This window comes from Cnuella takakiae (assembly GCF_001953305.1).
In the GTDB taxonomy this organism is placed as follows: domain Bacteria; phylum Bacteroidota; class Bacteroidia; order Chitinophagales; family Chitinophagaceae; genus Flavisolibacter; species Flavisolibacter takakiae.
In genome coordinates, this window is the sequence record NZ_MTFE01000010.1 from 900,984 (window position 1) to 923,671 (window position 22,688).

General features: G+C 49.1%; 19 protein-coding genes and 1 pseudogene. 5 read left to right on the forward strand and 15 right to left on the reverse strand.

What is annotated here, in order from left to right; translation table 11 throughout:
- Positions 1-47 precede the first annotated feature (47 nt).
- The 4 genes and pseudogenes from BUE76_RS04305 to BUE76_RS25440 form a co-directional block, all read right to left on the reverse strand.
- Positions 48-458 carry a hypothetical protein gene (locus BUE76_RS04305; RefSeq protein ID WP_073044957.1) on the reverse strand — a complete coding sequence of 137 codons (411 nt, stop codon included), beginning with the start codon at positions 456-458 and terminating at the stop codon, positions 48-50.
- 352 nt (positions 459-810) lie between these two features.
- A complete protein-coding gene (locus tag BUE76_RS04315; RefSeq protein ID WP_073044961.1) occupies positions 811-1,491 on the reverse strand; it encodes a hypothetical protein in 681 nt (226 codons plus the stop codon).
- Positions 1,491-1,817 carry a hypothetical protein gene (locus BUE76_RS04320; protein WP_245798384.1) on the reverse strand — a complete coding sequence of 109 codons (327 nt, stop codon included), beginning with the start codon at positions 1,815-1,817 and terminating at the stop codon, positions 1,491-1,493. Before BUE76_RS04320 ends, BUE76_RS04315 begins: the two co-directional genes overlap by 1 nt.
- A 31-nt stretch (positions 1,818-1,848) precedes the next feature.
- A pseudogene (locus BUE76_RS25440) lies at positions 1,849-1,989 on the reverse strand (ribbon-helix-helix domain-containing protein); the annotation flags it as partial.
- A 408-nt stretch (positions 1,990-2,397) separates the two neighbouring features.
- Between BUE76_RS25440 and BUE76_RS04325 the strand changes: the two are divergent.
- Together BUE76_RS04325 and BUE76_RS04330 are read left to right on the forward strand one after the other, a co-directional pair.
- On the forward strand, positions 2,398-2,610 hold the full coding sequence (locus BUE76_RS04325; protein WP_073044964.1) for a hypothetical protein: 213 nt from the start codon (positions 2,398-2,400) through the stop codon (positions 2,608-2,610).
- Positions 2,611-2,645: 35 nt separating this feature from the next.
- A complete protein-coding gene (locus BUE76_RS04330) occupies positions 2,646-3,278 on the forward strand; it encodes a hypothetical protein (protein ID WP_143157364.1) in 633 nt (210 codons plus the stop codon).
- A gap of 33 nt (positions 3,279-3,311) precedes the next feature.
- On the opposite strand, the gene BUE76_RS04335 is transcribed toward BUE76_RS04330, so the two are convergent.
- From BUE76_RS04335 to BUE76_RS04375, 8 genes are all read right to left on the reverse strand, one after another.
- Positions 3,312-3,959 (reverse strand): P-loop NTPase family protein, encoded by a 648-nt coding sequence (locus BUE76_RS04335; protein ID WP_073044968.1) that lies wholly within the window; start codon positions 3,957-3,959, stop codon positions 3,312-3,314.
- Entirely contained in the window at positions 3,937-4,704 is a 768-nt protein-coding gene (locus BUE76_RS24120; protein WP_143157365.1) for a hypothetical protein, read from the reverse strand. Before BUE76_RS24120 ends, BUE76_RS04335 begins: the two co-directional genes overlap by 23 nt.
- Before the next feature lie 186 nt (positions 4,705-4,890).
- Positions 4,891-5,091 carry a MerR family transcriptional regulator gene (locus BUE76_RS04345; RefSeq protein WP_073044972.1) on the reverse strand — a complete coding sequence of 67 codons (201 nt, stop codon included), beginning with the start codon at positions 5,089-5,091 and terminating at the stop codon, positions 4,891-4,893.
- 77 nt (positions 5,092-5,168) lie between these two features.
- Positions 5,169-5,462 (reverse strand): helix-turn-helix domain-containing protein, encoded by a 294-nt coding sequence (locus BUE76_RS04350; RefSeq protein WP_073044974.1) that lies wholly within the window; start codon positions 5,460-5,462, stop codon positions 5,169-5,171.
- 78 nt (positions 5,463-5,540) lie between these two features.
- On the reverse strand, positions 5,541-6,344 hold the full coding sequence (locus BUE76_RS04355) for a hypothetical protein (protein WP_073044975.1): 804 nt from the start codon (positions 6,342-6,344) through the stop codon (positions 5,541-5,543).
- Between the two features lie 35 nt (positions 6,345-6,379).
- Positions 6,380-7,663 (reverse strand): site-specific integrase, encoded by a 1,284-nt coding sequence (locus tag BUE76_RS04360; protein WP_073044977.1) that lies wholly within the window; start codon positions 7,661-7,663, stop codon positions 6,380-6,382.
- A 565-nt stretch (positions 7,664-8,228) separates the two neighbouring features.
- Positions 8,229-11,354 carry a PAS domain-containing sensor histidine kinase gene (locus BUE76_RS04370; RefSeq protein ID WP_143157366.1) on the reverse strand — a complete coding sequence of 1,042 codons (3,126 nt, stop codon included), beginning with the start codon at positions 11,352-11,354 and terminating at the stop codon, positions 8,229-8,231.
- 176 nt (positions 11,355-11,530) lie between these two features.
- Entirely contained in the window at positions 11,531-12,694 is a 1,164-nt protein-coding gene (locus tag BUE76_RS04375; protein WP_073044982.1) for a hypothetical protein, read from the reverse strand.
- A gap of 302 nt (positions 12,695-12,996) precedes the next feature.
- On the opposite strand from BUE76_RS04375, the gene BUE76_RS04380 reads away from it, so the two are divergent.
- Entirely contained in the window at positions 12,997-13,911 is a 915-nt protein-coding gene (locus BUE76_RS04380; RefSeq protein WP_073044984.1) for a pirin family protein, read from the forward strand.
- Between the two features lie 178 nt (positions 13,912-14,089).
- Here the strand turns inward: BUE76_RS04380 and BUE76_RS04385 are convergent, their stop codons facing one another.
- The 3 genes from BUE76_RS04385 to BUE76_RS04395 all read right to left on the reverse strand — a co-directional run bounded on the left by BUE76_RS04385 (position 14,090) and on the right by BUE76_RS04395 (position 19,326).
- Positions 14,090-16,975: a DEAD/DEAH box helicase gene (locus BUE76_RS04385; protein WP_143157367.1), complete on the reverse strand. Its 2,886-nt coding sequence runs from the start codon at positions 16,973-16,975 to the stop codon at positions 14,090-14,092.
- Between the two features lie 174 nt (positions 16,976-17,149).
- Positions 17,150-18,298 (reverse strand): MFS transporter, encoded by a 1,149-nt coding sequence (locus BUE76_RS04390; protein WP_073044986.1) that lies wholly within the window; start codon positions 18,296-18,298, stop codon positions 17,150-17,152.
- 314 nt (positions 18,299-18,612) lie between these two features.
- Positions 18,613-19,326, reverse strand: a complete 714-nt coding sequence (locus tag BUE76_RS04395) for a hypothetical protein (RefSeq protein ID WP_073044988.1) — start codon at positions 19,324-19,326, stop codon at positions 18,613-18,615.
- A 178-nt stretch (positions 19,327-19,504) separates the two neighbouring features.
- Between BUE76_RS04395 and BUE76_RS04400 the strand changes: the two genes are divergently transcribed.
- Complete coding sequence (locus BUE76_RS04400; protein WP_073044990.1) at positions 19,505-20,023, forward strand: DUF6799 domain-containing protein; 519 nt, start codon at positions 19,505-19,507, stop codon at positions 20,021-20,023.
- Positions 20,024-20,207: 184 nt separating this feature from the next.
- Complete coding sequence (locus tag BUE76_RS04405; protein ID WP_073044992.1) at positions 20,208-22,658, forward strand: S9 family peptidase; 2,451 nt, start codon at positions 20,208-20,210, stop codon at positions 22,656-22,658.
- Positions 22,659-22,688 lie beyond the last annotated feature (30 nt).

Here is a 22,688-nt window from a genome sequence, read left to right on the forward strand (position 1 = left end):
CCTTAAATAGAAAAAGGCCCGCAGCGTTGCGGACCTTCAGCACCATATCAGGCGTTTAAAAACTTCCATATGATAAAGTTTATGATCGACCCCTCATGAGGCGGGCCAACGGAAATAGAGGTTGAAGGCAGAATGTTTTTAACCTTGGTCTTCCCGTCTCCTGCGTAAATACCTGTTCCGTCAAGATCCACGAACACTTCATTTTCACCCAGTACATGATCTGGGCTCATTTCCTTGTCTTCCGTTGGCATCATCAGCTTTCTAACCCTTCTGGGTCTGTCCGGGGATGCAAATAATTTGTTTATAGGCGGGAGGGTTTTCAACTGGGTTATGCCATCACCTACATAAGCCCACCCGTTGTCTTCACAGATCACTACTTCGTTAAGTGCTAGAATGGTAGTATCTGGGATGTCTACATTCACATATTCGGCATCAGCCGGGATTTTTATACTTCTCATTTATTCCTGTTTTATTCCTGTTCTTCACAAAGCAAAAGGCAACAGCTTGGGGGTGATTTTGCTGCTGTTGTGCCCGGGCCAAGAGGTATCGATTTAGGATTTCAATATTGCGCATGGAGTGGGCGCCAGCAGGTTTGCCTTTATTCTTTTTGGCTTGCATGTATAGAGGAGCTTTGAAAAATAAAGAGGGCCACCCTAGAAAGAGTAGCCCGTTACCTAATAATTACTACGTCTCCGCAGTAACCAAAACAAAGGTATGTACTTCTTAACTGGGGCTTAATTAGTACCGGTGCTGACTGCCATGGTGACTAGCGCTCCGGCAATAGAATTTTAACCATCCACTTTCAACCCATTACGCTACAGCATTGCGGTTAAAATGCAAACTACCCGTGCCAGGGTTCATAATGGCGCTATAGATGGCAGGATTGATAACACCCCTGCCTACTGAGTCTTTATAAAGCAGTACTTGGGCAGGGAAAGCATTCAAGCCGCCAGCTGTTCTGCTTTTTGTTTTCAGCAGGGCATCAAAATCATTATAGGCCTGCAGGAAGGCATTGTACTTTTCCAACACCTCTATTTCTTCCGGAGTGATGGCATAAGTCCGCGATCCATCCAAGTAGGTTTCCAAGGTGGCTTCCTTCACCCTCACCTCTTTACCTTCCAGTTCATACATCGTAAGGAACAATGATAGCCGGTTGCCGCCAATCTTTATCACGCGGGCAGCTGCTGCCTTTAATTCGGAGATGTCGGGGAGTTCTAGCTGGTTGATGATGCTTTCCTTTTTCATCCTGAAGCCGGCAACAATTGGAGCTTCAATAGTGCTGGCTACTTTATCCCTTACTACGGTTTCCGGGTCTTCAGCCAGGCTTTTCAACTCCGATATATCAAGACTACCCACGCCAAGGGCATGAAATGCGCCTACCATAGCAGACAGGGCGCCGTGCAGGTCTTGTGTTACGATGCACTTAATACTGTCGATATTCTGACGATCCTCAAAGGCCAGCACAGGTCTGGCTTTAGTTGTTTTATTCATTATTTGCGGTTTTTATTGCGGTCATATTCTTTTAGTACTTCGATAATTTGGCGCCGGGCTTCTTCATTTGTAATCCTTCCACCAGGGGACGGCATGGGCCTGTTTTGTGATATCATCTGCACTGGCTTGGCCTGTTGGGGCGTCTTCCCTACTGAAGGCTGTTTCGGGGCTGCTATGGCCTTCTTTGTCGGGATGGGTGCTAGTGTCTGCTGAATGTGCAGCTTCAGATTCCTGAGCTTTTGGCGGAGGGGGAGTGCTTCCTGCCGCCGTCGCTCCTGTTCCCGTTCCACCTGCTCCACATACCGCTGGAGTAGATTCTTCTTCATCTTGTTTCTTTTTGGTGAGGTAATGCTCCAACAGCAGGCTGATACCTTGCTCGATTAGCCTGGACCGGCTCAGCCCTGTTTCCCTGGATAAGTCATTAAGTGCCATTTTCACAGCAGGGGGCGTATATGCTGGGATCATTACGCGCTTATTTAGGGTTGCGGTTCGAGCCATTTAGTAAGTTGTTTTCAGGGGTATATATAGAAATTCGCATCTTGGAACAATAAAACAAGTTGTTTTATTAAAAAACTTTAAGGGCCACACGTGCACGCGTCAGATAGCGAGATATGATTTCCTAAACGCGCGAACAGATAGTGGCATATGACTACACCCGCATGTAAGTGACCCACCAAAAACCTTCGCGCACGCGTCAGATACGGAGATATAATTTCTGACACGCGCGTATAGACCGGAAAAAAACCTTCAGAAGCACCGGTTTTCACAGTAACCTCACTGTTTCCCCACTGTTTTTTCAGAAAGCTGGCCATATACACGCGCGTAATGACCCCTGAGAACTCTTCGTTGATGTGAAAGTTGGATCAGGAGATATCGAAGCCAAACCAATAATGGTAACTTCATTGCATGCCCAATGTGGACGAATACCTCAAAGATTATCTGCAGCAAAAGCATATCATCCTAAACATTGGATACACCATTTCCCACGCGCAATTAAAGGATATGCTGCTCGACTGGGCAGCCATAAGCGCAACGCAGACCAATGCCCACCAATACAAATACGGGAGCCGTTTACCGCTACAGGGAGGCGATAAAGACAAGCCAGCCCCGGATCAGTAGCCGCAATGCCTCGGGTGTTTTTCTATTTACCCTTGATGGCACAGAGTATCCGAAAAAATCAACGTAACCTTTTAGATTCTGGTTGGCTGGATAGCGCAGGATCTACCCGATCCACCGAGCCTATACAGTTTGATGCTACAGAAAAGAAGATGGTTGAATTGGCCATCACTTTTAAGAAGGTGGCAGAATCCGAACTTTCCAGGATAAACGCAGTCAACAGCGGCCAGCTGGCGGATAGCATTCAGCTTACGGATGTAACCGAGAAGGGCGGGGTTTACTCGATTGATATGAAGGTGTTGTTTTATTATGCTTTCGTAAATAAGGGCGTTCAGGGCCTTCAAAACAAATCTTACAACACACCCTTTACTTTCCGGCATTACCATGTAAGCAGGGCCTTTATGCTTAGTATCCGTAAATGGATGGAGCGGGAAGGGTTGAAAGCAACAACTAAAGAAGCCAGGAGAAATCCATTAGGCCAGGAGCGAAATGGGGTGAATTTTGAAACACGCACAAATGCCATGGCGTATGCTATTGCTTTATCCATTAAAAAGAAAGGTCTGAAGCCTACGGGGTTTTGGGATAAGGCCGCCGATGAGACACGCAAGGAGGCTGCGGCCACACTTGGCGATGCCGTGGCCATTGACATCGTAAATGCTATAATGCGGTAATCCGAATGTTTACGCAAATCTTGAAAGTTCCCGTCATTCCCTGCGATCTTCTCCTCCAAATTCAAAAAAGTTCACCATCTCCCTCAAACGGGACCTTACTCGCGTTCCATAAAGCTTTTCAATTTGGACAGCATCCAAGTTGGATGTGAAATGCGTTAAGTTGTGCTGGCCTTGTTCATACCTGTTCAAGATTACTTGCTCCATGACATTGATATCATTTCCCATGTGCTTTACACCAATTCTTTCGGCTCCTAGATCATCAAAGCATATATTCGAGTGGCTGTAATTGGTTGGCCCAGAACAGTATTTATTTCGTAAATACTCAATTCCATGTTCTTGATAGGTATCAGCTACAATGTTGGTAGATAGGACCCGTAAAGGCCTAACGGCATTTTGGCAAAAAAGCTTCATTAACAAAGTTTTGCCAACCCCTACATTACCAGTGATAAAGAGTCCTTTGTTTAGTAATCCATAACCTTTGTTTTCGAAATCATCCAAGCGCCAAAAGTAAAGGCTCAAAGGTGTAAGTATCTTTTTAAAATGCTCATCAACTTCAAATTTTGGTTCAATCTCCTTTGCCCTGGTTAAAAGAAATTCTTTGTATTCACCAAAGGTTAATGTGATGCGTCCGCCTTCTGGAATCCAAACTTGCCTTGTTTTAGAATCTTGCTCGATTGCCATATGTTATTGGTTGAAGTATTGAAGAGTGATTTTTACTTGAACTGGACAAAGGAATTATTACGTCGTGGTATGCCTTTTCTTCAAGGTATTTACAAGGATCCTTTCTCCACCTTGCTTCACTTGTTGATTGTACATAAGAAAGGGTATGAGAGTATGCAAGGCGCCTTTCTTCTTCACTTAAGTGCTCCCATGCAATTACCGCCTTTGTTAAGCCTACTTTTTTATCATAGGCATTCCACCACTTCTCAAATTCTTCTGATAGTGTTTTAGGTTTATCTTCTTTGTTTCCTGTTTTATAATGTGTGCGTCTAGCTGTCCTTTTTTGAACAGGTGTTTTTGATGTTGATGTATCTGTACTTGTATCCGTACCTGTATATCTACCTGTCCATATATGAACAGCTGGACCAAGGCTGAAAATGGCCATTTGATTGGCATTTTTCCCTGGAATGATTGATAACATTCCATTTTTCTCCAACCAAATACGAGAATCAGTGTAAGCCTTTCGACAGAAGCCTATTTTGTTTATTATATAATCTAGGGGAAGGGCGACGGAGTGCCACCTATTACGATTGATGCTATCAACAATTGCAAAGAATACAGCGGCATGGGTACCCTTATATCCATCGAGGAAAGGCATTTCTTGCCAAACACTGTTTATTAAGGAGATATAATTAACCGTTTGACTTTTCGATTTCTCTCCCCAAGTGTTGTTAGGAGAAGGAGGTAGGTTGTTTTCTGGGAACATTGGATTGATTATTATTTTGGAGTTTTTAGGTCATATGTAACCAGTTTTTCTACCTCAGCTTTAGAGTACCGAGGTGTTTTGTTGATTTTGCAAACCGGTTTCAACATTTGGGTGTTGATCCACCTTCGAAGGATCCGCGGCGTAGTGGTACTATACCTGCTGTAGATTTCACTTACAGATAGTACTTCAGGCTTTTGTTCCATCGAGTGATAATTTGTCGAGGTTTGCTAATCGGCGCACGTCTTCCTGCAGGTATTTGGGCCTGCCGTTAATGCGCACGTTTGGTTTGATTAAATTTTTCTTTTCCCAGTTCTTAACTGTGCCCGGAGTGACACTAAAGAGGCATGCGATTTCTTTCCGGGTAAGAAGTGTGATTTGTGTGTTCATGCCCTTATATATTAAAAGGGCAGAATTGGAACAAAAAAGAGTGAAAAGGGGATAGTGAAGAATAAGTTAGTTGAATATCAACGTTTTAAGCTTGTTCTGATCTTGTTCATACAGCCAGAAACTTCAGTGCTTTTATACCTGACGAATTTGCCCACACGATAGGCCGGTATTGTTCCATTTTTGGTCCACTCGTGCAAAGTTGGTAAGGAGATAGAAAGAAGTTTAGCAGCATCTTTTCTGGAAATAAAATCGTCCTTAGACTTTGTACGAGCATTGACTTCAAGTGCTGCCTCTACTTCTTTTTTTACACATGCTGCGATTGAAGATTGTAGGGCATCAAGAGAGATAGGGGATAAAATGAAATTGTCCATTTGCGTTCTTTTACACAAATGGACAAAATCAAATAAAGCAAGTCAATTCCCCCGTACTGTTTGGGGGGACAGTTTTTTCTATTCTGGATCTAAATCAATTCTTTTTCCCTTTTTCGGTAAATCACCTCGTTTAAGTTCTTTTTCAACAGTTTCCTTTTTGGTATTGTGGAATCCTACTACATTTTGAATGAGGAAATCGGCTAACTCGTTATAGCTGTTGCCAATTAAGCCATCTTGCTTAAGCTTTCGAAGGACTTGGTAAATTTGATTTTTTTGGCCCAGCCAGTTTAGTTTAATGAATTGGTTGCTACTTTGAACGCTACTTAATATGTGATTAGCCTCCACCACTGGATCTACCTTCAGTTTCAAATCCATGCTTTTTGTAAATATTTCATCCGTTAACCTACGAATACGCTTGATTGTATGTTCTATCGAATCCAAGCTTGCGTTCAAGTGGGCTGCAGGGGTTTGGCCATCTTCATCCTCTCCTGCACTTGCCCACCTCATTGTTCTATTGTTTCCATTCCTTGTTGAGACAACATGTTTGTCAAGGTTTAAGTGATCAAAGCTCCTTTCCCATTCAATACCTTTAGGTTTGAAGGCAGAAAACATTGCAGATAATTTCTCAAGCTTCTCTTGTACATAGGAATGGTAAGCCTCTATATGCTTAGGTTCAGTTATCCCAATAAGATTCTGCCTAATTTCCTCAATTGCTGGGAGGGAACCCGCATCTACAATAGCGTAAATGGTTTCAAGTAATCTTTCATAGGTATCCTTGCAGGTGCCTGGGTTAGTATCAAATGGAAAGGATAGGGAAAGTTGATAAACTTCCTTCACTCTTTTTATATAGAAATTGAAAAGGTCAGTTTTGAAAGTAAACATTATACAAGATGTTTATTGTAGTTGAAAGAATCAAATCATATAGCCTTTAAATTGGCCCGCTTTTCCCAATGTAGATTTAGCAGTTGTGCATGCTCAGTAGGCGCCAACTTGATGTATCCTAAAAAGGTTTTTTCCGATTTATGGCCCGTAATGGCCATGATAGTTACAACAGGAGTGCCTGCCAGGTATTCATTAGTTGCGAAGCTTCTGCGGGCTGTATGGGTTGTAAGAGCTTCCCATTTCTGGAGGTTGGTCAATACTTTGGTGCCACCCTTCGTAATGGACCTAGAAAAGGATTTTTGCAGACACTCCAGCTTTTTACCAATATCTTTCAAATAATCATTGGTTTTCTGGTTGCTGATTGCTGCCGGCAGTTGACCATCATACTTGGCAATAATGCGTTTTACAGTGGGGTGAACTGGAATAGCAACCCTGTTGCCCGTTTTAGTCTGATTGATGTCTATTACCCCGTTATTGATGTTCTCTGGCTTTAGGACAGAGAAATCAGAATACCTAAGGCCAGTATAGCACCCAATAATAAACAGATCTCGGACCCTGTCCAGCTTTGAATCAGCTTGCAGGTCCAGGCTTTCTAACTCCCTTATTTCTGCTTCGGTTAGGTAAATGCTATCAGATTTCTCTTTTACCACCGTGAACCTTCGGCTCTTATAAGCAAGATTTATTTGGATACCACGCTCAGCAGCTTCACCCACAACAGTTTTAATTATTTGGAAATGCTTTCCAATTGTATTTGTTGCAAGCTTTTTGGTTTTCGCCAGGTACTCCATATAGTCCTGGTAAAATTCAATATCGATTGTTGGAAAGTCAATTGGTCGGTGGTAGGATCTTTGAAAATCCTCCAGGTGGTTGAATACCGTTTTGTACGTTTTGTAAGTATGATAGCTGATAGGCTTTCCCGTTTTAATGTTCAGGCGGGCGCCACTTTCAGATTTATCACGCAGGTCCTTAAACACGCGGAAAAAAGACGTTTTCCCAGCATCTTGCTCCTTATTGTGCCTGATAGCAGCATCGAGGAGAGGTTTGATGGCCTCAGGCACTGGAGTCGAATTGTGGTCGTTGAGGTATTTCCGGTAAACGGTTTTGATGTCGCTCTCAATTCTGTCGATTCTTGTATTAAACTCTGGGTATTCCCTGAATTTCTGTGTCTCCCTGGCACGCTGGGTGTCCTTGTTCCAAAATTTTGGATTGATGGCCTCGGGAATGATGTACTTGATCTTATATCCGGAATAGCAAAGACGGGCAAAGATGGCTGCCTCCCCCTTTGCTTTTGGACGGGTCAGGTAAAATGAAACCTTCATTGGTAATGGTTGAAACTAAAGCTATGAAAAAATACCCAATGTGGTACACTTTGTAGTACACTTTATCTTTATTGGCTTTTGCTGTTTATGCTCATAATTTCCGGCAAATGCCACATTGAAAGCGAGAAAGGGTAAAAAAGGAAAAAGGATGAGAAAAGGTGATTAAGAAAGTTCGATTCTTGTCCGGGCTACGACAAAATGCTTGAGTACTTGTACTCAAGCATTTTTATTTACTCTGGTTTTATAAAGAAAGGTATCAATTAACTCCTCTGACTTTGTTTTTGGCTATTTGATTCAGGTCTTCTTGGTTTTCTATCCAAGAAGATGCTATGCTTCAAATTCACTTGTTTGGCAACTGGTGCTTCGCCCGCCAGCCTGCTTTTTCTCCAGTATTTCCTTGTTGATTAAGTCCTGTATATCACGTGTGGCAATATCCTGGGAACACCTGGTCATCTTGGCCCATTTTGATGAAGTTAGTTTTTCTGCTAAGCACCAGCAGTATACTTTATCAAACCTGCGGAACAAGCAACCTTTTGCTATTATAAAAATGCTGCCTTTTAAAACCTTAAACCGGTAAAAATATTTTAAACGTTGACCCTACCCCAACTTCACTTGCTACCTCGATAAAGCCATCATGGTTTTCTACCACTTTTTTTACAATGGATAGTCCAACCCCGGTTCCGCTGTATTCGGCTTTGCCATGCAGCCGTGCAAACATTTGGAATATTTTGTCGGCATAGGCCGGGTCAAAACCAATCCCATTGTCTTTTACCGAAAGTAGGTGGTAGGACTTTCCAGCTTGTTCTATTATAGCAGCCGTTATTTCAATCCGTGGCGGCTCATCTGCCTTGCTATACTTCAGGGCGTTGCTGATTAAGTTTTGAAACAGTTGCTGCAACTGCCTCCGGTAACCCTGCACTACAGGAAGCTTTCCGGCTATGATGGTGGCATCTTTTTCTTCAATATCCAGGTCCAGATCTTCCAATACCCGCTGCACTTTTTCATTCAGGTCGACGGCTTCTGTTTCGTGCGGTCGTTGGCTTACATGTGAATAAAGCAGTAAATCATCAATGAGGTTTCCCATACGCTTGGTGGCATTCTCAATCCGACTGAAGGAGCGGACTTCACTATCTGTTAGCCTGTCGCCCAGTTGCGCTCTTAACTGGTGGGTGAAAAAGTGAATCTTACGGATCGGCTCTTTCAGGTCGTGCGATGCTGCGTGGGCAAACTCTTCCAGGTTTTGGTTGGAGCGGTGCAACTCTTTGTTTGTTTGTAACAGCTTTTCATTTGCTTGCGCTACTTCCCGGGTGCGTTCCTCCACCAGGTGTTCAATGCGTTGAATATCCATTACTTTCTCCGAGATGTCGAGTACGGACCCGATAAAACGAACCGGCTTATCCTGCGTATCAAAATAGACCTTGCCTTTTGCTCTTACCCACCTGATCACACCATCCTCGGCACCCACGGTGCGGTACTCAACATCGTATTCGCCGTTGGAGATGGATTTGATAAACAACTGTTCGATGACCTTTAGAATTCTTTCCCGGTCGTCGGGGTGAAGCCCGCAAGCAAAATCCTTTTCGTAGGTAACCGGTCCGTGGTGGCTAATACCAAAAAGGGTGCGGCAGCGGTCATCCCAGTGCAAGGTGCCTCTTTCCAGGTCCATATCGAAAGTGCCCAGTTCGGCGGCGTCTTTAGACAGCCTTGCCTGCTCAAGTGCAGTGATCAATTCCTGCCGGTTGTTTTTATTTTCCGTTATGTCGATGCTGGAACCAACATAGGCGAAGACATTACCGTTTGCATCATACACTGGAATTGCCTGCGACAACATCCACCGGTATGTGCCATCATGGTAGCGCAGCCGGTGTTCCATCTGGTAAGGCTCTTGGTTTTGTATCGCTTTTTGCAAAGCCTTGGTGGTGGGCTCCAGTTCCTTGGGGTGTTGAAAGGGTTGCCAACCCACAGCTGCAATCTGTTCCTGCGTTACGCCTAAAAAATGCAGCGTTGTTTTGTTTACATACCCATACGATCCATCCGGGTTCAGCATCCAGATCAGGTTAGGGGAGGCGTCTGCCAATAACCGAAAACGTCCTTCGCTTTCTTCCAGCTTTCTTCTCACCAGCACTTGCTCGGTTACATCCACGCTTACATCTAAAACGGCATATACGGCTCCGTTTTCGTCGAATAAAGGAATAAAGCTGATGTTGAAGTACCGGTTCTTGTTGCTGGCTTTGAAGAATACAGGCACCTCTTGTGCCTCAAATGGCTCACCGGTACTTCTAACTGTATCAATCAGGTCCAGAAACTTCTGCTCTTCTTCCACCAGACCCGAAAGAAGCTTGCGGAACGATTTACCTTCCACATCGGGCCCTGCTGCCATTACCTCGATCATGAGTTGGTTCGGGTTTTCGAGGATGAGATCGGGGCCAACAAAATCACCAATGGCAGTAGGAGCGGAGTTTAAAATGGAGCGGAGTTTGGCCTCGCTTTCTTCCGTTTTTCTACCCGTTAGTACCTGGTCGGTAACATCGATAGCCGACTGTATCACACCGGTGATGCGGCCGTCCTCCTTCAAGGGACGGTATGCAACGTTGTAATAATAATCTTTCATTACACCGGTTCGCTGGTGTGGCACCAACACTTCGTTTAAATCGAAATGGATTCCTTTCCGGTACACCTGCTGCATCTGTTGCCAGGTGTACTGGCCTTCCAGTTCGGGCATTACAGCAAGAAGTGGCTGACCAACAACTTCTGTTCCCCGGCCAATCATTTCGAGCATGGGACCATTGATATTTTCAATAATAAAGTCGTCGCCCTGAAGCACCAGCGTGGGTGCCGGTGTTTGCTCCACAACGGCCTTTAACTTTGTTTCACTTTCGGCCACTTTTTTGCGCGCCACCACCTGCTCCGTTACATTATGCCCTACGGTAAATATACCGGCGGGCACAGCCGAACCATCTTCGTAAAAAGGTTTGTAAACAAAGTCGAAATACCGGAGCTCCTCTTTACCATTCCGCATCAACCGAACAGGATGCTCGTAAACAAAATGCGGTTTGCCCGACCTGAAGACCTGATCCAGTAATTGCCTGAACGCTGATTTATCCGGATCGGGGACCACCTCATAGAATGGTTTTCCCAAAACATCTGCTGCTGAAAGGGCCCATGATTCCAACAAATTGTCATTTGCCAGTTCAATGATATATTCACTGCCCCTGGCAATGCCGATTGCCACTGGTGCTTGTATAAAAAGATCGTAGGACTGTTCCAGGCTCTTGATGCGGGAAGCACTTTGTTCTGCTTTCAACTGGGAGGTCATTTCCTCTACTGTATGAATGATGTACAACACCTCCTCGTTTCCGCCGAGCACCGGTTTTGTAACCACCAGCCAATACCGTTCGTCGAAGCTGCCGTCGGCATTTACAATGTCATAGCGTATCATCGGCATCCGGTCTGGGATCTTTTGCCGAATAACATTGTTTAAGGAGGTGTGCAGTTGTTGCATCCCGGCATGGCCAGGATCCTGTGGCGGTGCCGGAAAGGCTTCAAAAACGCCTTTGCCGATCAATTCTTCGGCTGTGCGTCCGGATGTTTTATAGTAATCGTTTGTTGCAGCGACAATAGTAAAGACAGGCGCATCCGGCAGCAATACGATGCAGTTGCCCGGCATTTCCTGTAAAACGCGTAAATCCATGAATGTGGGTGCTATGGTTAAGGGAGCTTTATATGAGGTAAGGAACGAAAGTAAGGAAATGCTGAAGCCAAGGCCCTTACAACCAATTCCAAAAGGATTCAACGCGGCTCAACAGCGGCAATGTTGCATGCTTTTACTTGAAATCCTTTGTGTGTTAACAGGAGGGTTACCTGTGTTTACATCGCCAGCCTGTTGAGTTGCAGCACCGTTGCCGATGGTGTATAACCCCTTACTTTAAACACCTGCCTGCCGGCGGGCAGATAGCTTGCCTCGCCACCCCTGCGGGTATACACGGCAATGGCACCGCCACCACCGGTAGCACCAAAGAAAGGCGGGGGAAATGCTTTTACGATGGCAATGTCCGGCATGGGTATGTTGGCAACCTGCGAGGCGGCAACCCTCATTTCATCGAGGAAAAATACAACGGGGCCACCCCGCCATCTTGCCGATCCGCCGCCGGGTCCATTGGGTGTTACCTGTAGGCCGGCAACCCTGCCTTGCAGGTAGGTGAGGATATTGGGAAAACCAAACGCTGCCGGGTCTTCCATGATGCTCACCAGCCGCTCGTCGCCCGAGCGGAACAAGCTGCTCACGTGTTCTTCGTCGAACTGCTGGGCCGGTGTTTTGGCCACCGCCCTTACCACCACTGCGGGCAGTACGCTACCGCGGTCTGCAAAAGCAGCTTCAGGTGCTGCAACGGCTTGGTTGAGGTTCGTGCCCACGGCAGCCGGAGGGTTGCCCACATAAAACACTCGGCCAGCCACAGCCAGGGGCGTGTTGCTCGAATCGAGCTGCGTGCTGATGGTAATGTCAAGCGGGTATTTACTGTTTCGGGTGGCAGAGAAAGCCATCAAGGCATTGTCTTCAAAAAGCCAGTTGCGGATAGCAAAGGTGCCGTCCTGCGCTACTGCCACTTCCTGCTGGTCCCATGCACCGTCTTTGGTGAACAGCATGGCCTGTATGGTACCGGTCTTGCTCCCTTCCCGTACTTTACCCACTACTTCAAAAAAGCGTTGCTGCAAACCTGCAAACAAGGTGTATTTGCCGCGTGGCAGCGAGTCGGGTAAATACAGCGCACCGGAAGCCTGTCCATCAATCACCGGCCAGCGAAGGCGGGTACGCTGCCCCTGTTCATTTTCAACAATGAGCTCCATTGTTGCCAGCGATTGCTTTGTGTTTTTGTTATTGCCGGCTTCGTAATTCACAGCTACGAACAGCGAATCTCCAGGTTGTACAATGTTTTTATTGAGTTGTATATCCAGCCGGCCTTTTGCCTCTTGCGCCTTTGTAGCAGGCGCCAGCAGCAGGCTGGCAAAGAAGAATAGCAGCATATTTTTCATACCTATCTATTCATCAATATTGAAGCCAGCAGGCTTTGGTAAACTGGAAAAGAAAGATAAAGTTGAAGGCGGCCATTTGGGTGTTGTAGATGGGCACAACGCACGGCTTCTGTACTTTATTTTTTAAAAGCAGCACACCGTCGATGACTGCAATTGTTTGCTTCACATATAGTGCGGATGTCGTGTTGCGCAGCCAAGGCTCCTTGGAGTTTCCTGTATTTTTCTTACAGGGCGCATTATGAAAGCACATGATTATATTGAATGGTGAAAGGTTATTAATTGTCAAGCCAAAAAACAAACCTATGCTCGACATTGTCATTGACGCAAGAGAAGCCGCCATCAGCGAGGCGGTACGGGTAAAACGCATCCTGCCCTTCCGCCAGCGCCGGATGGTAGGGCCGTTCATCTTCATGGACCACGCCGGGCCCATATCGGAAGCGCCACCCCAGCTGGGTTCGCTTGATGTGTTGCCCCACCCGCATATCGGGCTGTCTACCGTCAGCTACCTGTTTGGCGGGCAGGTTACCCACCGCGACAGCCTGGGTGTGGAGCAGATCATCCGGCCGGGAGAGGTGAACTGGATGACAGCGGGCAGCGGTATTGCCCATTCCGAAAGGTTTGAAGACCCGGCAGCATTGGCCGGCGGACTGGAGATGATACAAACCTGGGTGGCCCTCCCCGAAAAGGACGAGGAGTCCAATCCATCTTTCAACAACTATAAGCCGGAGCAGCTGCCCATTTTTACGGATACCGGTGTGTGGATGCGCCTCATTGCCGGCAACGCCTATGGGCTGCGCAACGAGGTGCCCACCGCATCGCCACTGTTTTATATGCATGTTGTACTTCAAAGCGGTGCGCACTTTGGTTTGCCAAAAGAACATTCGGAGCGGGGTTTTTACATCGTAAAGGGAAGCGTTGATGTAGCAGGGGTCACTTACCGGCCGGGACAGATGCTGGTATTCAACAGGGGCGTTGACCCACTGATCAAGGCAAAGGAAGATACCACCCTGATGATGCTGGGCGGCGAACCCGTAGGCGAGCGGTTTATCTGGTGGAATTTTGTTTCTTCCCGCAGGGAGCGCATCGAGCAGGCCAAGGAAGACTGGAAGCAGGGCCGCATCATCCTGCCGCCCAACGATAACCATGATTTCATCCCATTACCTAAAGACAATTCAAAACCTGCCGGAGGACCTCCAAGACCGGAGCCGCTTTCATAAGTTATTGTGCGGGCGTTGTTTTGTACCCTAATAGCTGGGTACTTTTTAATAGGAACACGGATGAAACGGATAGAACGGATTGGAACGGATATCCGTTTCATCCGTTCCATCCGTGTTCCTATTTTAAGCTCCATAGCGCCATTACCCAACCGGAGGCAACTTGCAGGATACATCCATTTTATTTTCCACCCAGCACTTCCTGCCAGTCCTCCTTGGTCATACTGCCAAAAAAGTCTGCTCCTGTCTGCACCAGTTCGGCGGACAGGGCTTTTTTGTCTTCCTGCAGCAGCATCATTTTTTCCTCCACGGTGCCGGGGCAAATCAGGCGGATGGCCTGTACGTTTTTGTGCTGCCCGAGGCGGTAGGCACGGTCGATGGCCTGTGCTTCCACGGCGGGGTTCCACCAGGGATCAACCAGGTATACATAGCTGGCAGCGGTGAGGTTAAGCCCCGTGCCGCCCGCTTTGAGGCTGAGGAGGAATACCCTTGTTTTCGGGTCATTTTGAAACTGGTCAACAGCAGCTTCGCGGTTGCGGGTGGCGCCGGTGAGATAGGCATAGCCAATGCCGCTCCGTTCCAGCTCTGCACGCAGCAGGTCGAGCATGGACACAAACTGCGAGAATACCAGGATCTTGTGTTGCCCGGCCTTGCTGTCGATCTGCTCCATGAGGGCTTCTATCTTGGCGGAGCCCTGTCCCTGCAGCTGGTCGGCTTTCAGCAGGCGCGGGTCGTTGCAGATCTGGCGCAGCTGCGTGAGGCCACGCAGCACGTGGATGGAGTTGCGCAGGATCTCGTCCTGCATCTTGCCTTCGAGGTAATCGCGCAGCTCGGCTTCGTATGCTTCGTACACGGCACGCTGCGCTTCGCCCATGGGGCAGTACAGTACCTGTTCGGTTTTGTCGGGCAGCTCCTGTGCCACGGCTTCCTTGGTGCGGCGCAAAATAAAGGGCGTTACTTTCTGTTGCAGTTCGGCGGCACGGCGGCTTTCGCCAAAACGGTCGATGGGCGTGGAGTACACATCGCGGAAATACTGCTTGTTACCCAGCAACCCGGGATTTACAAAAGAAATCTGTGCGTACAAATCAAGGGTATTGTTCTCGATAGGCGTGCCTGTAATGGCCAGCCTGTTGCGCGACTGCAGCAGCCTTGCGGCATGATAGCGCTGCGAGCCGATGTTCTTGATCTGTTGCGACTCGTCGAGGAACACATAACCAAAAGGGTACCTGCGCAGGTAGCTGATATCGGAAAGCAGGGTACCGTAGGAAGTGAGTACCACATCATAGTTGTCAAACAACTTGATGTCTTTATTGCGATCCGCACCATGGTGGGTAAGCACTTGTAGGGTCGGTGCAAAACGGGCCAGTTCGGCCTTCCAGTTAAAGAGCAGGGAAGTGGGCACCACCACTAAGTGCGTTTCCTTTTTACCCCCTTCCTGCAACAGCAACATAAAGGCAATTACCTGCAGGGTTTTACCCAAACCCATATCATCGGCCAGCACGCCACCAAAGCCCTGCTCGTTGAGAAAGTGTAGCCAGCTCAATCCCTGCAACTGGTAGTTGCGCAGGTGGGCTTTTAGCGCCTTGGGTACCGTTACCGGTTCAATGGCTTCCAGGTTGTCCAGTTTTTCACGGTAGGTTTTGATGGCGGTTTTTACTTCGTCGTCCAGCTCTTCTTCCTGGTACAGCTGGCTAAGGGTATCAAACTGCGAACGGGGTGTTACGAGGTCGTCGCCCACGATTTCGGCGGCAAAGAAAAACTGCGACATCCGCTCCACCCAGGCATCCGGAAGAATCCCCAATGTGCCATCATCGAGTTGCACAAAGCGGCTCTTGTTGCGCACCGATTGCTGCAGTTGCTTTAGCGATGCATTTTGTTTGCCAAAACGCACGCCCAGCTTGGTGTTGAACCAGTTGAGCCCGCTCAGTACATGTACCGAAATACTGGCTTTGTTGGCATTGAGTTTATTGCCTTTGAGTTGGTTGAACCCGAATATGGAAATACCCGCAGTGCGCCATGCTTCAAACGCATCGAGGAACCAGGCTTCATCCAGGAACCGGTCGCGGTGGAGGTAGAAACAGGTAAGGCCATCTTCCATCTGCTCGTAGAACAGGGAATGCTGCCGGATCATAAAACCGAGGAAATTGTCTTCGGCTTTTTCATCCCTTTGCATGGCCATCATACGGCCACGTGCATCGGGCAGGTACACTGCTTTTTTGCTGCGGATGGGTACTTCAATACTGCCATAACGCATCACGGGATTGATGATCACATACTGGCCCAGGTCGGACAGGTAAATGATACGTTCCTGTGCACCATTGAGGCCTGCTTCGGCTATCTGTTTTTCCGTTGCCGCTTCTATGTAGGTATGCACTACCTCCACCCGCGCTTCCAATTTTGCAAGCACCTGGTTATTGAACGCATCAAACTGCTTTTCGTGCACCTCCAGTTTCTGGCGGGTGCTGAAGTACTGCAGCAATTTTACAACAGATAAATCGGGCGCCAGGTGCAGCAGCCCTTTATGCAATACAAAGAAGTCAAATTTCACCTGCACTTGCTGCGGGTGCAGGGCTTCCTCCCCTATGTGCAACTGGGGCAGGGCCTGGTAAAAAGCACCCTGTTTGTTGACCAGCAAAACCACCTTGTGCAGGATGGCGCCTGCCTGTACCTCGGTGAGCGATGCGGCGGAAATATTTTCCGAAACTTCGGGATCGTGCACAAAAAAGCGAAGACCGAGCGGGTTCTTGATGATGGTTTTGAGCGCCCTGATGTCGGCGGCGGTTTTGCCTGCCGTAGGCTGGTTTTGAAAACGGCTGATGCTGGTGTAAAAAAGCAGCGCATCGGGATCTGTGGTAAAGAGTGCCGCATCGGAAGCGCTTACCAGCGAAAGCGGGTTTTTGATCTTGCCTGCATGCGTAGTGCCGGCATCATACAACTCGATGCAAAGAGACCGGTGAAAACGAAACTGGCGCAGCACCACGATGCGCAGCCCCTTGCCGCCATCGGCAAACGGGGGCTGCTCTTCGGCGGGCAGCAATAAGTTTTCCAGTTCCCTGATCGATTGCATTGTTGCTATTGGGTTTTTTGAACCACTAAGACACAAAGGACACGAAGGTGCACAAAGAAGTGTTTTACTTTAAAGTCCATCGCTCTGTAATTGCTTTTCTAAACGGTTGATCTCTTACTTTATTCCTTCGTGCTTCTTTGTGTCCTTCCTGTCTTTGTGGTTCAAACTCTTTGTTCAAAAAAACTTTCGCTGCAGGCGCAAAGCCAGGCCGCAGATGCCAAGGCCGCTCAATGCAAGAATGCCAAAGGCCCATTGCATATTCAATACTTCTGAGATAAAACCGGTGAGCAAAGGCCCCAGCAGGAAACCGCAGTAGCCGACCAAAGTAACTGCCGCAAGGGCATAAGCAGGCTGCATCTTTTTGCTTTTTGCAGCCAGCACATATACCACGGGTACAATCACCGAAGCGCCCAGTCCTATGAATGCAAAGGCAACAATGGCCGGTGCAATGGAAGGGGCAAGGCCCGCCAACAGGAAGCCCGCAGCCATCAGTCCGCCGTTGATCACCAGCATGCGGATGGGCCCGAAACGGCCTACGAGGCGGTCGCCCAGCAGGCGGCCGGTGGTCATGGCCAGGGTAAAGGCGGTATAACCCACGGTGGCCAGTGCCTTGGGTGCGTCCAGTACTTTATCAAAAAAGTTGACGCTCCAGTCGAAGAGCACGCTTTCGCAGAGCATACCGCAAAAAGTGATGAGCCCCAGCAGCACGAGGTAATTGTCGGGTTTTACAAAAAGCGGCCTTTTGTCGGGTGCCACATGTGGGTTGTGATCGCGGCGCCATTCGTAGAGCAGGGCGAGGCCAATGGCTGTTGCAGCAATCAGGATAAAATGTTGTAAGGGCAACCATCCATTTACCAACATTATAGAACCTATACCTGCTGCGCCAAAACAGGCCAGGCTCCACAGCCCGTGAAAAGTAACCATGATGGGTTTGGGGTAAAAGCGCTGTACTTCGGTGGCGCGGGTGTTGACCGAGATGTTGAGCAGGGTGCGGCCAAAACCCAGTCCGAACAGCGCGGCCATCAGCTGGATGCGGCTTTGGCTGGCGCCGGCGCCCACCAGTACAAGTGCAAGCAGGATGGTAGCCGCGGTGAGGGCCCGCCTTACGCCAAAGCGTGCCAGCAGCCATCCGGTGCCCATCAGCCCGGCCACCTGGCCCACGGGCATGGCAAACAGCACGGTGCCCCAGGCGGCATTCGACAGCTTCAGGTAGCGCTGCATATCGGGTATGCGGCTGCTCCAGGAAGCCGTCAGTAAACCGGAAAGGATAAAGAACATCGTGGTGGTCCAGCGGGCTGTTGAACCTTCCCCCTTTTTGATCATGGGCGCAAAGGTAAGCGGATGGGGTTGGGAGTTTGGGGTTTGGAGTTAGGAGTTTTTGGTTTTTGGTTTTTGGTTTTTGGTTTTTGGTTTTTGGTTTTTGGTTTTTGGTTTTTGGTCAAACTTCTTAAGGTAAGATGAAAAGGTCAACTACGGAGTGGTGTCATGCCGAACTTGTTTCGGCATCCCCTGCTGCTTTAGTAAACTCCGGGTTAAAGAAGGAGATGCAGCAACGTCGGTGTAACACATGTTAATAGCCCCCGTTACACCAAATTGCACGATCATGCCATCCTGCTTTTATCATAAGCCGGCTTGGTTCATGCCGCTTGCAGCAAAGCCTGCAGCTCTTTCACACCTGCAAACAGTTCGGGCCTGTCGCAGGTGATTTTGCTGATGGTAAAGCGGGCAAACAATTCTTCTTTATACCATGCTTCCTTGTGCCGCAGCTTGATGGCTTGCAGGTGTGCAGGTGCCGTTACAAAGGCCATCATCTTGTCCGCGTTTTCCCAAACACTGAAAGTGGCCTGTTCGATATAGGGCACCTCGCCAATGCCCAGGGATAGCTGCAGCCCATCGGCCTGCGGCATATCGGCTGTGGCAGTGCGGGCATTGCGCCAAAAGGAGGGCAGCCGGTGCCAGTGGAGCGATGCCCGGGTGAGCACGGCTACCGGGGTATGCTGTGGCGGTTTGGCATTGGAGTGATCGAAAGGCTGTATGCCGTTCCAGCTGCCTTTTGCCGACAGGGGCTCCAACTGGAATTGCACGGTGCCTGCAGCCAGCGCCTGGTATTGCAGCCAGTGGGTATTGCTGCTGAAAAAAGCAGCAGCTTCCGCTTGGCTTTGCCATACCGCCAGCAGGCAATAGCGCGAAAAATCGGGTCGCAGGCTGAATGCCTGTCCGCGGCCGCTGCCCATCATCTTAAAAAAGCGCAAGCCAGGTACGCCTTTGAGCTTGCGGGGCAGCAGGCCCATGGCAGCAAAAGCGCGGGCTTTGTTTTCGGAAAATGAAAGCAAGGTTACGGTAGTCAGCATCTTTGGAAAAGTAAGGAAATACCCATTAGCAAGGATTGAAGCGCTAAAAAGTTCATTCCAGGGGCAAACTGCCGGGGCCAACCTTGTGCGGTCATGGCACATAATTGGCATAGATGCGGCAATAAGGTGCAGGAAAGCTTCGGCTTTTCCTAAAACATGTACCCAAAAACATATGGTTATGAAAAAAAACATCCTGGTTGCTTTTGCAGCCCTTACGCTTGCTGCCTGTGGCAATGATGCTGCCAACAATGACAACAACAATCTTGGTGCTACCGATACCATGAACACGACCGGTGACGTAGGCACTGTGACAACCGACACTTCTACCACCCTTACTACCACCGGTGGCAACAACGCCTATGCCCCTGGCGAAGGCGATGTGCGTTATACCAATAACGAAGTGATGGTATACCGCAATGGCCAGTGGGTGAAAGCAGACAACGACGTAACCCTGGGCGATGGTACCCTGGTGCGCCGCAACGGCCGTGTTACCCGCGATGGCAATGAAATAGAACTGGAAGAAGGCGAGGCCGTGGATAAAACCGGGCGCTTCTTTGACCGTACGGGTAATGCCATTGAAAATGCCTGGGACGATACCAAGCGCGGTGTAAAGAAGGCCGGTAAGGCTGTAGGCAATGCCGCTGAGAAGGCTGGCGACAAGGTAGAAGATGCCGTGGATGGCAGGGACCGGAACTAAATATTTCCGTGCTGGTTTTCTTTTGAACCGCGTTGCCTGCAAGGCAGCGCGGTTCTATTTTCAGGCCTTTCTCCTACCGCTTGGCGTGGCCCGTCAACTGTTGTATTTGTATGAATTACAAGAGTGGTAATATTGTATGTATCAAGTCTTTGTATTTTTCCGCTTCATAATAAAGTTCTCATTGATGCACCTTTTGAAAAGTTTGCGTTTGTTGGCTGCCAGCCTGCTGGTAGCCGGGGCGCTCCAGGCACAGAATGCCACCTCGTACCATACACCACCCAAAGACATTGCCGACCTGTTGCTCGCCAAACCCACACCTGCCGTATCGGTAAGTGGCAAGGGTGAATGGATGCTGTTGAGCGAACGCGAGTCGTACCCCGATGTTGAAGAGTTGGGCCAGCCCGAACTGAAGATCGCTGGCCTGCGGCTCAACCCCAACAACTTTGCACCCAGCCGCCAGAACTTCATCAATAATTTCCGCATCCGCAATATCCGCACAGGTAAGGAAGTTGCTGTTGCCGGCTTGCCGCAGGGACTGCTGGCTACCAGCGTAAGCTATAGCCCTTCGGAACAAAAGATCGCTTTTGTACACAATGGCGACAACCGCCTCGACCTGTACGTGATAGATGTGGCTACGCAAAAAGCTACCCGCATCAGCAAGCAGCCACTCAACGCCACGCTGGGCAGTCCGTACCAGTGGGTAGACGACCAGACCATTTTGTACAAGGCTGCAACCCAGCCGGCTGCAGCTGCCCCTAAAAAGCGCATTACGCCACAGGGCCCCACCGTGCAGGAAAACATTGGTAAGGCGGCACCCATGCCCACCTACCAGGATATGATCCGCAGTCCTTACGATGAAGAGCTGTTCCAGTTTTATGCTACGGCGCAGCTGGTGCAAAACAAGGCAGGTGTGGAAACAAAAATCGGCGCACCGGCCATTTATAATTCGATTGCCCTTTCGCCCGATAACCAATACCTGCTCGCCCGTACCCTTGGCCGCCCGTTTTCTTATCTGGTACCAGCTTATGGCTTTGCCTCCACGGTAAGCATCATGGACCGCCAGGGCAAGACCATAAAGAAATTATTTGACCTGCCCTCCACCGAAGGCACGCCCAGCGGCTACGACAATACGCAGGATGTGCCCCGTGGTTTTGAGTGGCGCGATGATGAAGCTGCCACCCTGGTATGGGCCAAACCCCTGGACAGCGGCCTGATCAAAAAACAGGTGCCGCATCACGACGCCGTGTATGCGCTGTCAGCACCTTTCATTGGACAGCCCAAAGAGTTGTTCCGCACCGGCATGCGTTTCCGTGGGGTGCAGTGGGGCAACAGCACGCTGGCGTTGGTGAGCGAAGGTTTGCGCAGCAAACAAACCACCCGCACCAGTTTGTACAATCCAGCTACCGGCAAAATGGAAGTGCTGTACGACCTGAGCCAGAACGATGCCTATAATAGTCCAGGTGCACCTGTAACCCGTAAGAACAACTATGGCCGCAACGTGGTATTTACGGTGGACAATGGCACCAAACTGCTGATGAACAATACCACGGGTGCATCGCCCAAGGGGGACCTGCCCTTCTTTGCTAAGTTTGACCTGGCAACTAAGAAAAATGAGATACTCTGGCGCAGTGGCGAAAACAGCTACGAGTATGTAGCCGAGGTGCTGGATGCCGATAAACTGGTGCTGCTCACCCGCCGCGAGTCGCAGCAGGATGTGCCCAACTACTACATTAAAAACCTGGTACTGCGCGTTGCCGACCGGCCCATTACGCAGTTTGCCAACCCTTACCCTGCTATGGAAGGAGTAACCATGCAAAAAGTGTTTTACAAACGCGCCGACGGCGTTGACCTCACCGGCAATTTGTATTTGCCAAAAGGCTACAACAAGGAAAAAGACGGCCCCCTGCCCGTGATCATGTGGGCTTACCCCCGCGAGTTCAACTCGGCCGATGATGCGGCACAGGTGCGGGGTTCGCAGCATCGTTTTACCACCATCTCTTCGGGCTCGCCCATCTTTTATGTTACACAGGGTTATGCCGTGCTGGATGCCGCTGAAATGCCCATTGTAGCCAAAGCAGGTCAAAAGCCCAACGACAGCTTTGTGGAGCAACTGGAGCTCAATGCCCGTGCCGCCATCAATAAACTATCGGAAATGGGAGTGGGCGACAGTACCCGCATGGCCGTTGGCGGCCATAGCTATGGCGCCTTTATGACGGCCAACCTGCTGGCCCATACCAACCTGTTCAAGGCCGGTATTGCCCGCAGCGGCGCTTACAACCGTACGCTTACGCCTTTTGGTTTCCAGAACGAAGACCGTACCTATTGGGAAGCGCCCCAGCTGTATTACGAGATGAGTCCCTTCAGCTACGCCAACAAAATTAAAACGCCCCTGCTGCTGATCCACGGGGAGGCCGATGATAATACCGGTACCTATCCCATCAACAGCGAGCGGCTGTTCAATGCCGTAAAAGGTCATGGCGGCACCGTGCGCCTGGTAATGCTGCCCTACGAAGCCCATGGCTACCGGGGTAAGGAAAACCTGCTGCACGTGTTGTGGGAACAATACAATTGGGTAGAGAAATATGTAAAGGGTGCAAAAGCAAACAGTAGCCAGCCTGCAACAAGATCATTCTGATAACGGTACTGCACAAAACAAAAGCCCCGG

Coding starts and splice junctions, on each gene's coding strand:
- BUE76_RS04305 (WP_073044957.1), bottom strand. CDS start 458: ATGAGAAGTATAAAAATCCCGGCTGATGCCGAATATGTGAATGTAGAC.
- BUE76_RS04315 (WP_073044961.1), bottom strand. CDS start 1,491: ATGAATAAAACAACTAAAGCCAGACCTGTGCTGGCCTTTGAGGATCGT.
- BUE76_RS04320 (WP_245798384.1), bottom strand. CDS start 1,817: ATGAAGAAGAATCTACTCCAGCGGTATGTGGAGCAGGTGGAACGGGAA.
- BUE76_RS04325 (WP_073044964.1), top strand. CDS start 2,398: ATGCCCAATGTGGACGAATACCTCAAAGATTATCTGCAGCAAAAGCAT.
- BUE76_RS04330 (WP_143157364.1), top strand. CDS start 2,646: ATGGCACAGAGTATCCGAAAAAATCAACGTAACCTTTTAGATTCTGGT.
- BUE76_RS04335 (WP_073044968.1), bottom strand. CDS start 3,959: ATGGCAATCGAGCAAGATTCTAAAACAAGGCAAGTTTGGATTCCAGAA.
- BUE76_RS24120 (WP_143157365.1), bottom strand. CDS start 4,704: ATGTTCCCAGAAAACAACCTACCTCCTTCTCCTAACAACACTTGGGGA.
- BUE76_RS04345 (WP_073044972.1), bottom strand. CDS start 5,091: ATGAACACACAAATCACACTTCTTACCCGGAAAGAAATCGCATGCCTC.
- BUE76_RS04350 (WP_073044974.1), bottom strand. CDS start 5,462: ATGGACAATTTCATTTTATCCCCTATCTCTCTTGATGCCCTACAATCT.
- BUE76_RS04355 (WP_073044975.1), bottom strand. CDS start 6,344: ATGTTTACTTTCAAAACTGACCTTTTCAATTTCTATATAAAAAGAGTG.
- BUE76_RS04360 (WP_073044977.1), bottom strand. CDS start 7,663: ATGAAGGTTTCATTTTACCTGACCCGTCCAAAAGCAAAGGGGGAGGCA.
- BUE76_RS04370 (WP_143157366.1), bottom strand. CDS start 11,354: ATGGATTTACGCGTTTTACAGGAAATGCCGGGCAACTGCATCGTATTG.
- BUE76_RS04375 (WP_073044982.1), bottom strand. CDS start 12,694: ATGAAAAATATGCTGCTATTCTTCTTTGCCAGCCTGCTGCTGGCGCCT.
- BUE76_RS04380 (WP_073044984.1), top strand. CDS start 12,997: ATGCTCGACATTGTCATTGACGCAAGAGAAGCCGCCATCAGCGAGGCG.
- BUE76_RS04385 (WP_143157367.1), bottom strand. CDS start 16,975: ATGCAATCGATCAGGGAACTGGAAAACTTATTGCTGCCCGCCGAAGAG.
- BUE76_RS04390 (WP_073044986.1), bottom strand. CDS start 18,298: ATGATCAAAAAGGGGGAAGGTTCAACAGCCCGCTGGACCACCACGATG.
- BUE76_RS04395 (WP_073044988.1), bottom strand. CDS start 19,326: ATGCTGACTACCGTAACCTTGCTTTCATTTTCCGAAAACAAAGCCCGC.
- BUE76_RS04400 (WP_073044990.1), top strand. CDS start 19,505: ATGAAAAAAAACATCCTGGTTGCTTTTGCAGCCCTTACGCTTGCTGCC.
- BUE76_RS04405 (WP_073044992.1), top strand. CDS start 20,208: ATGCACCTTTTGAAAAGTTTGCGTTTGTTGGCTGCCAGCCTGCTGGTA.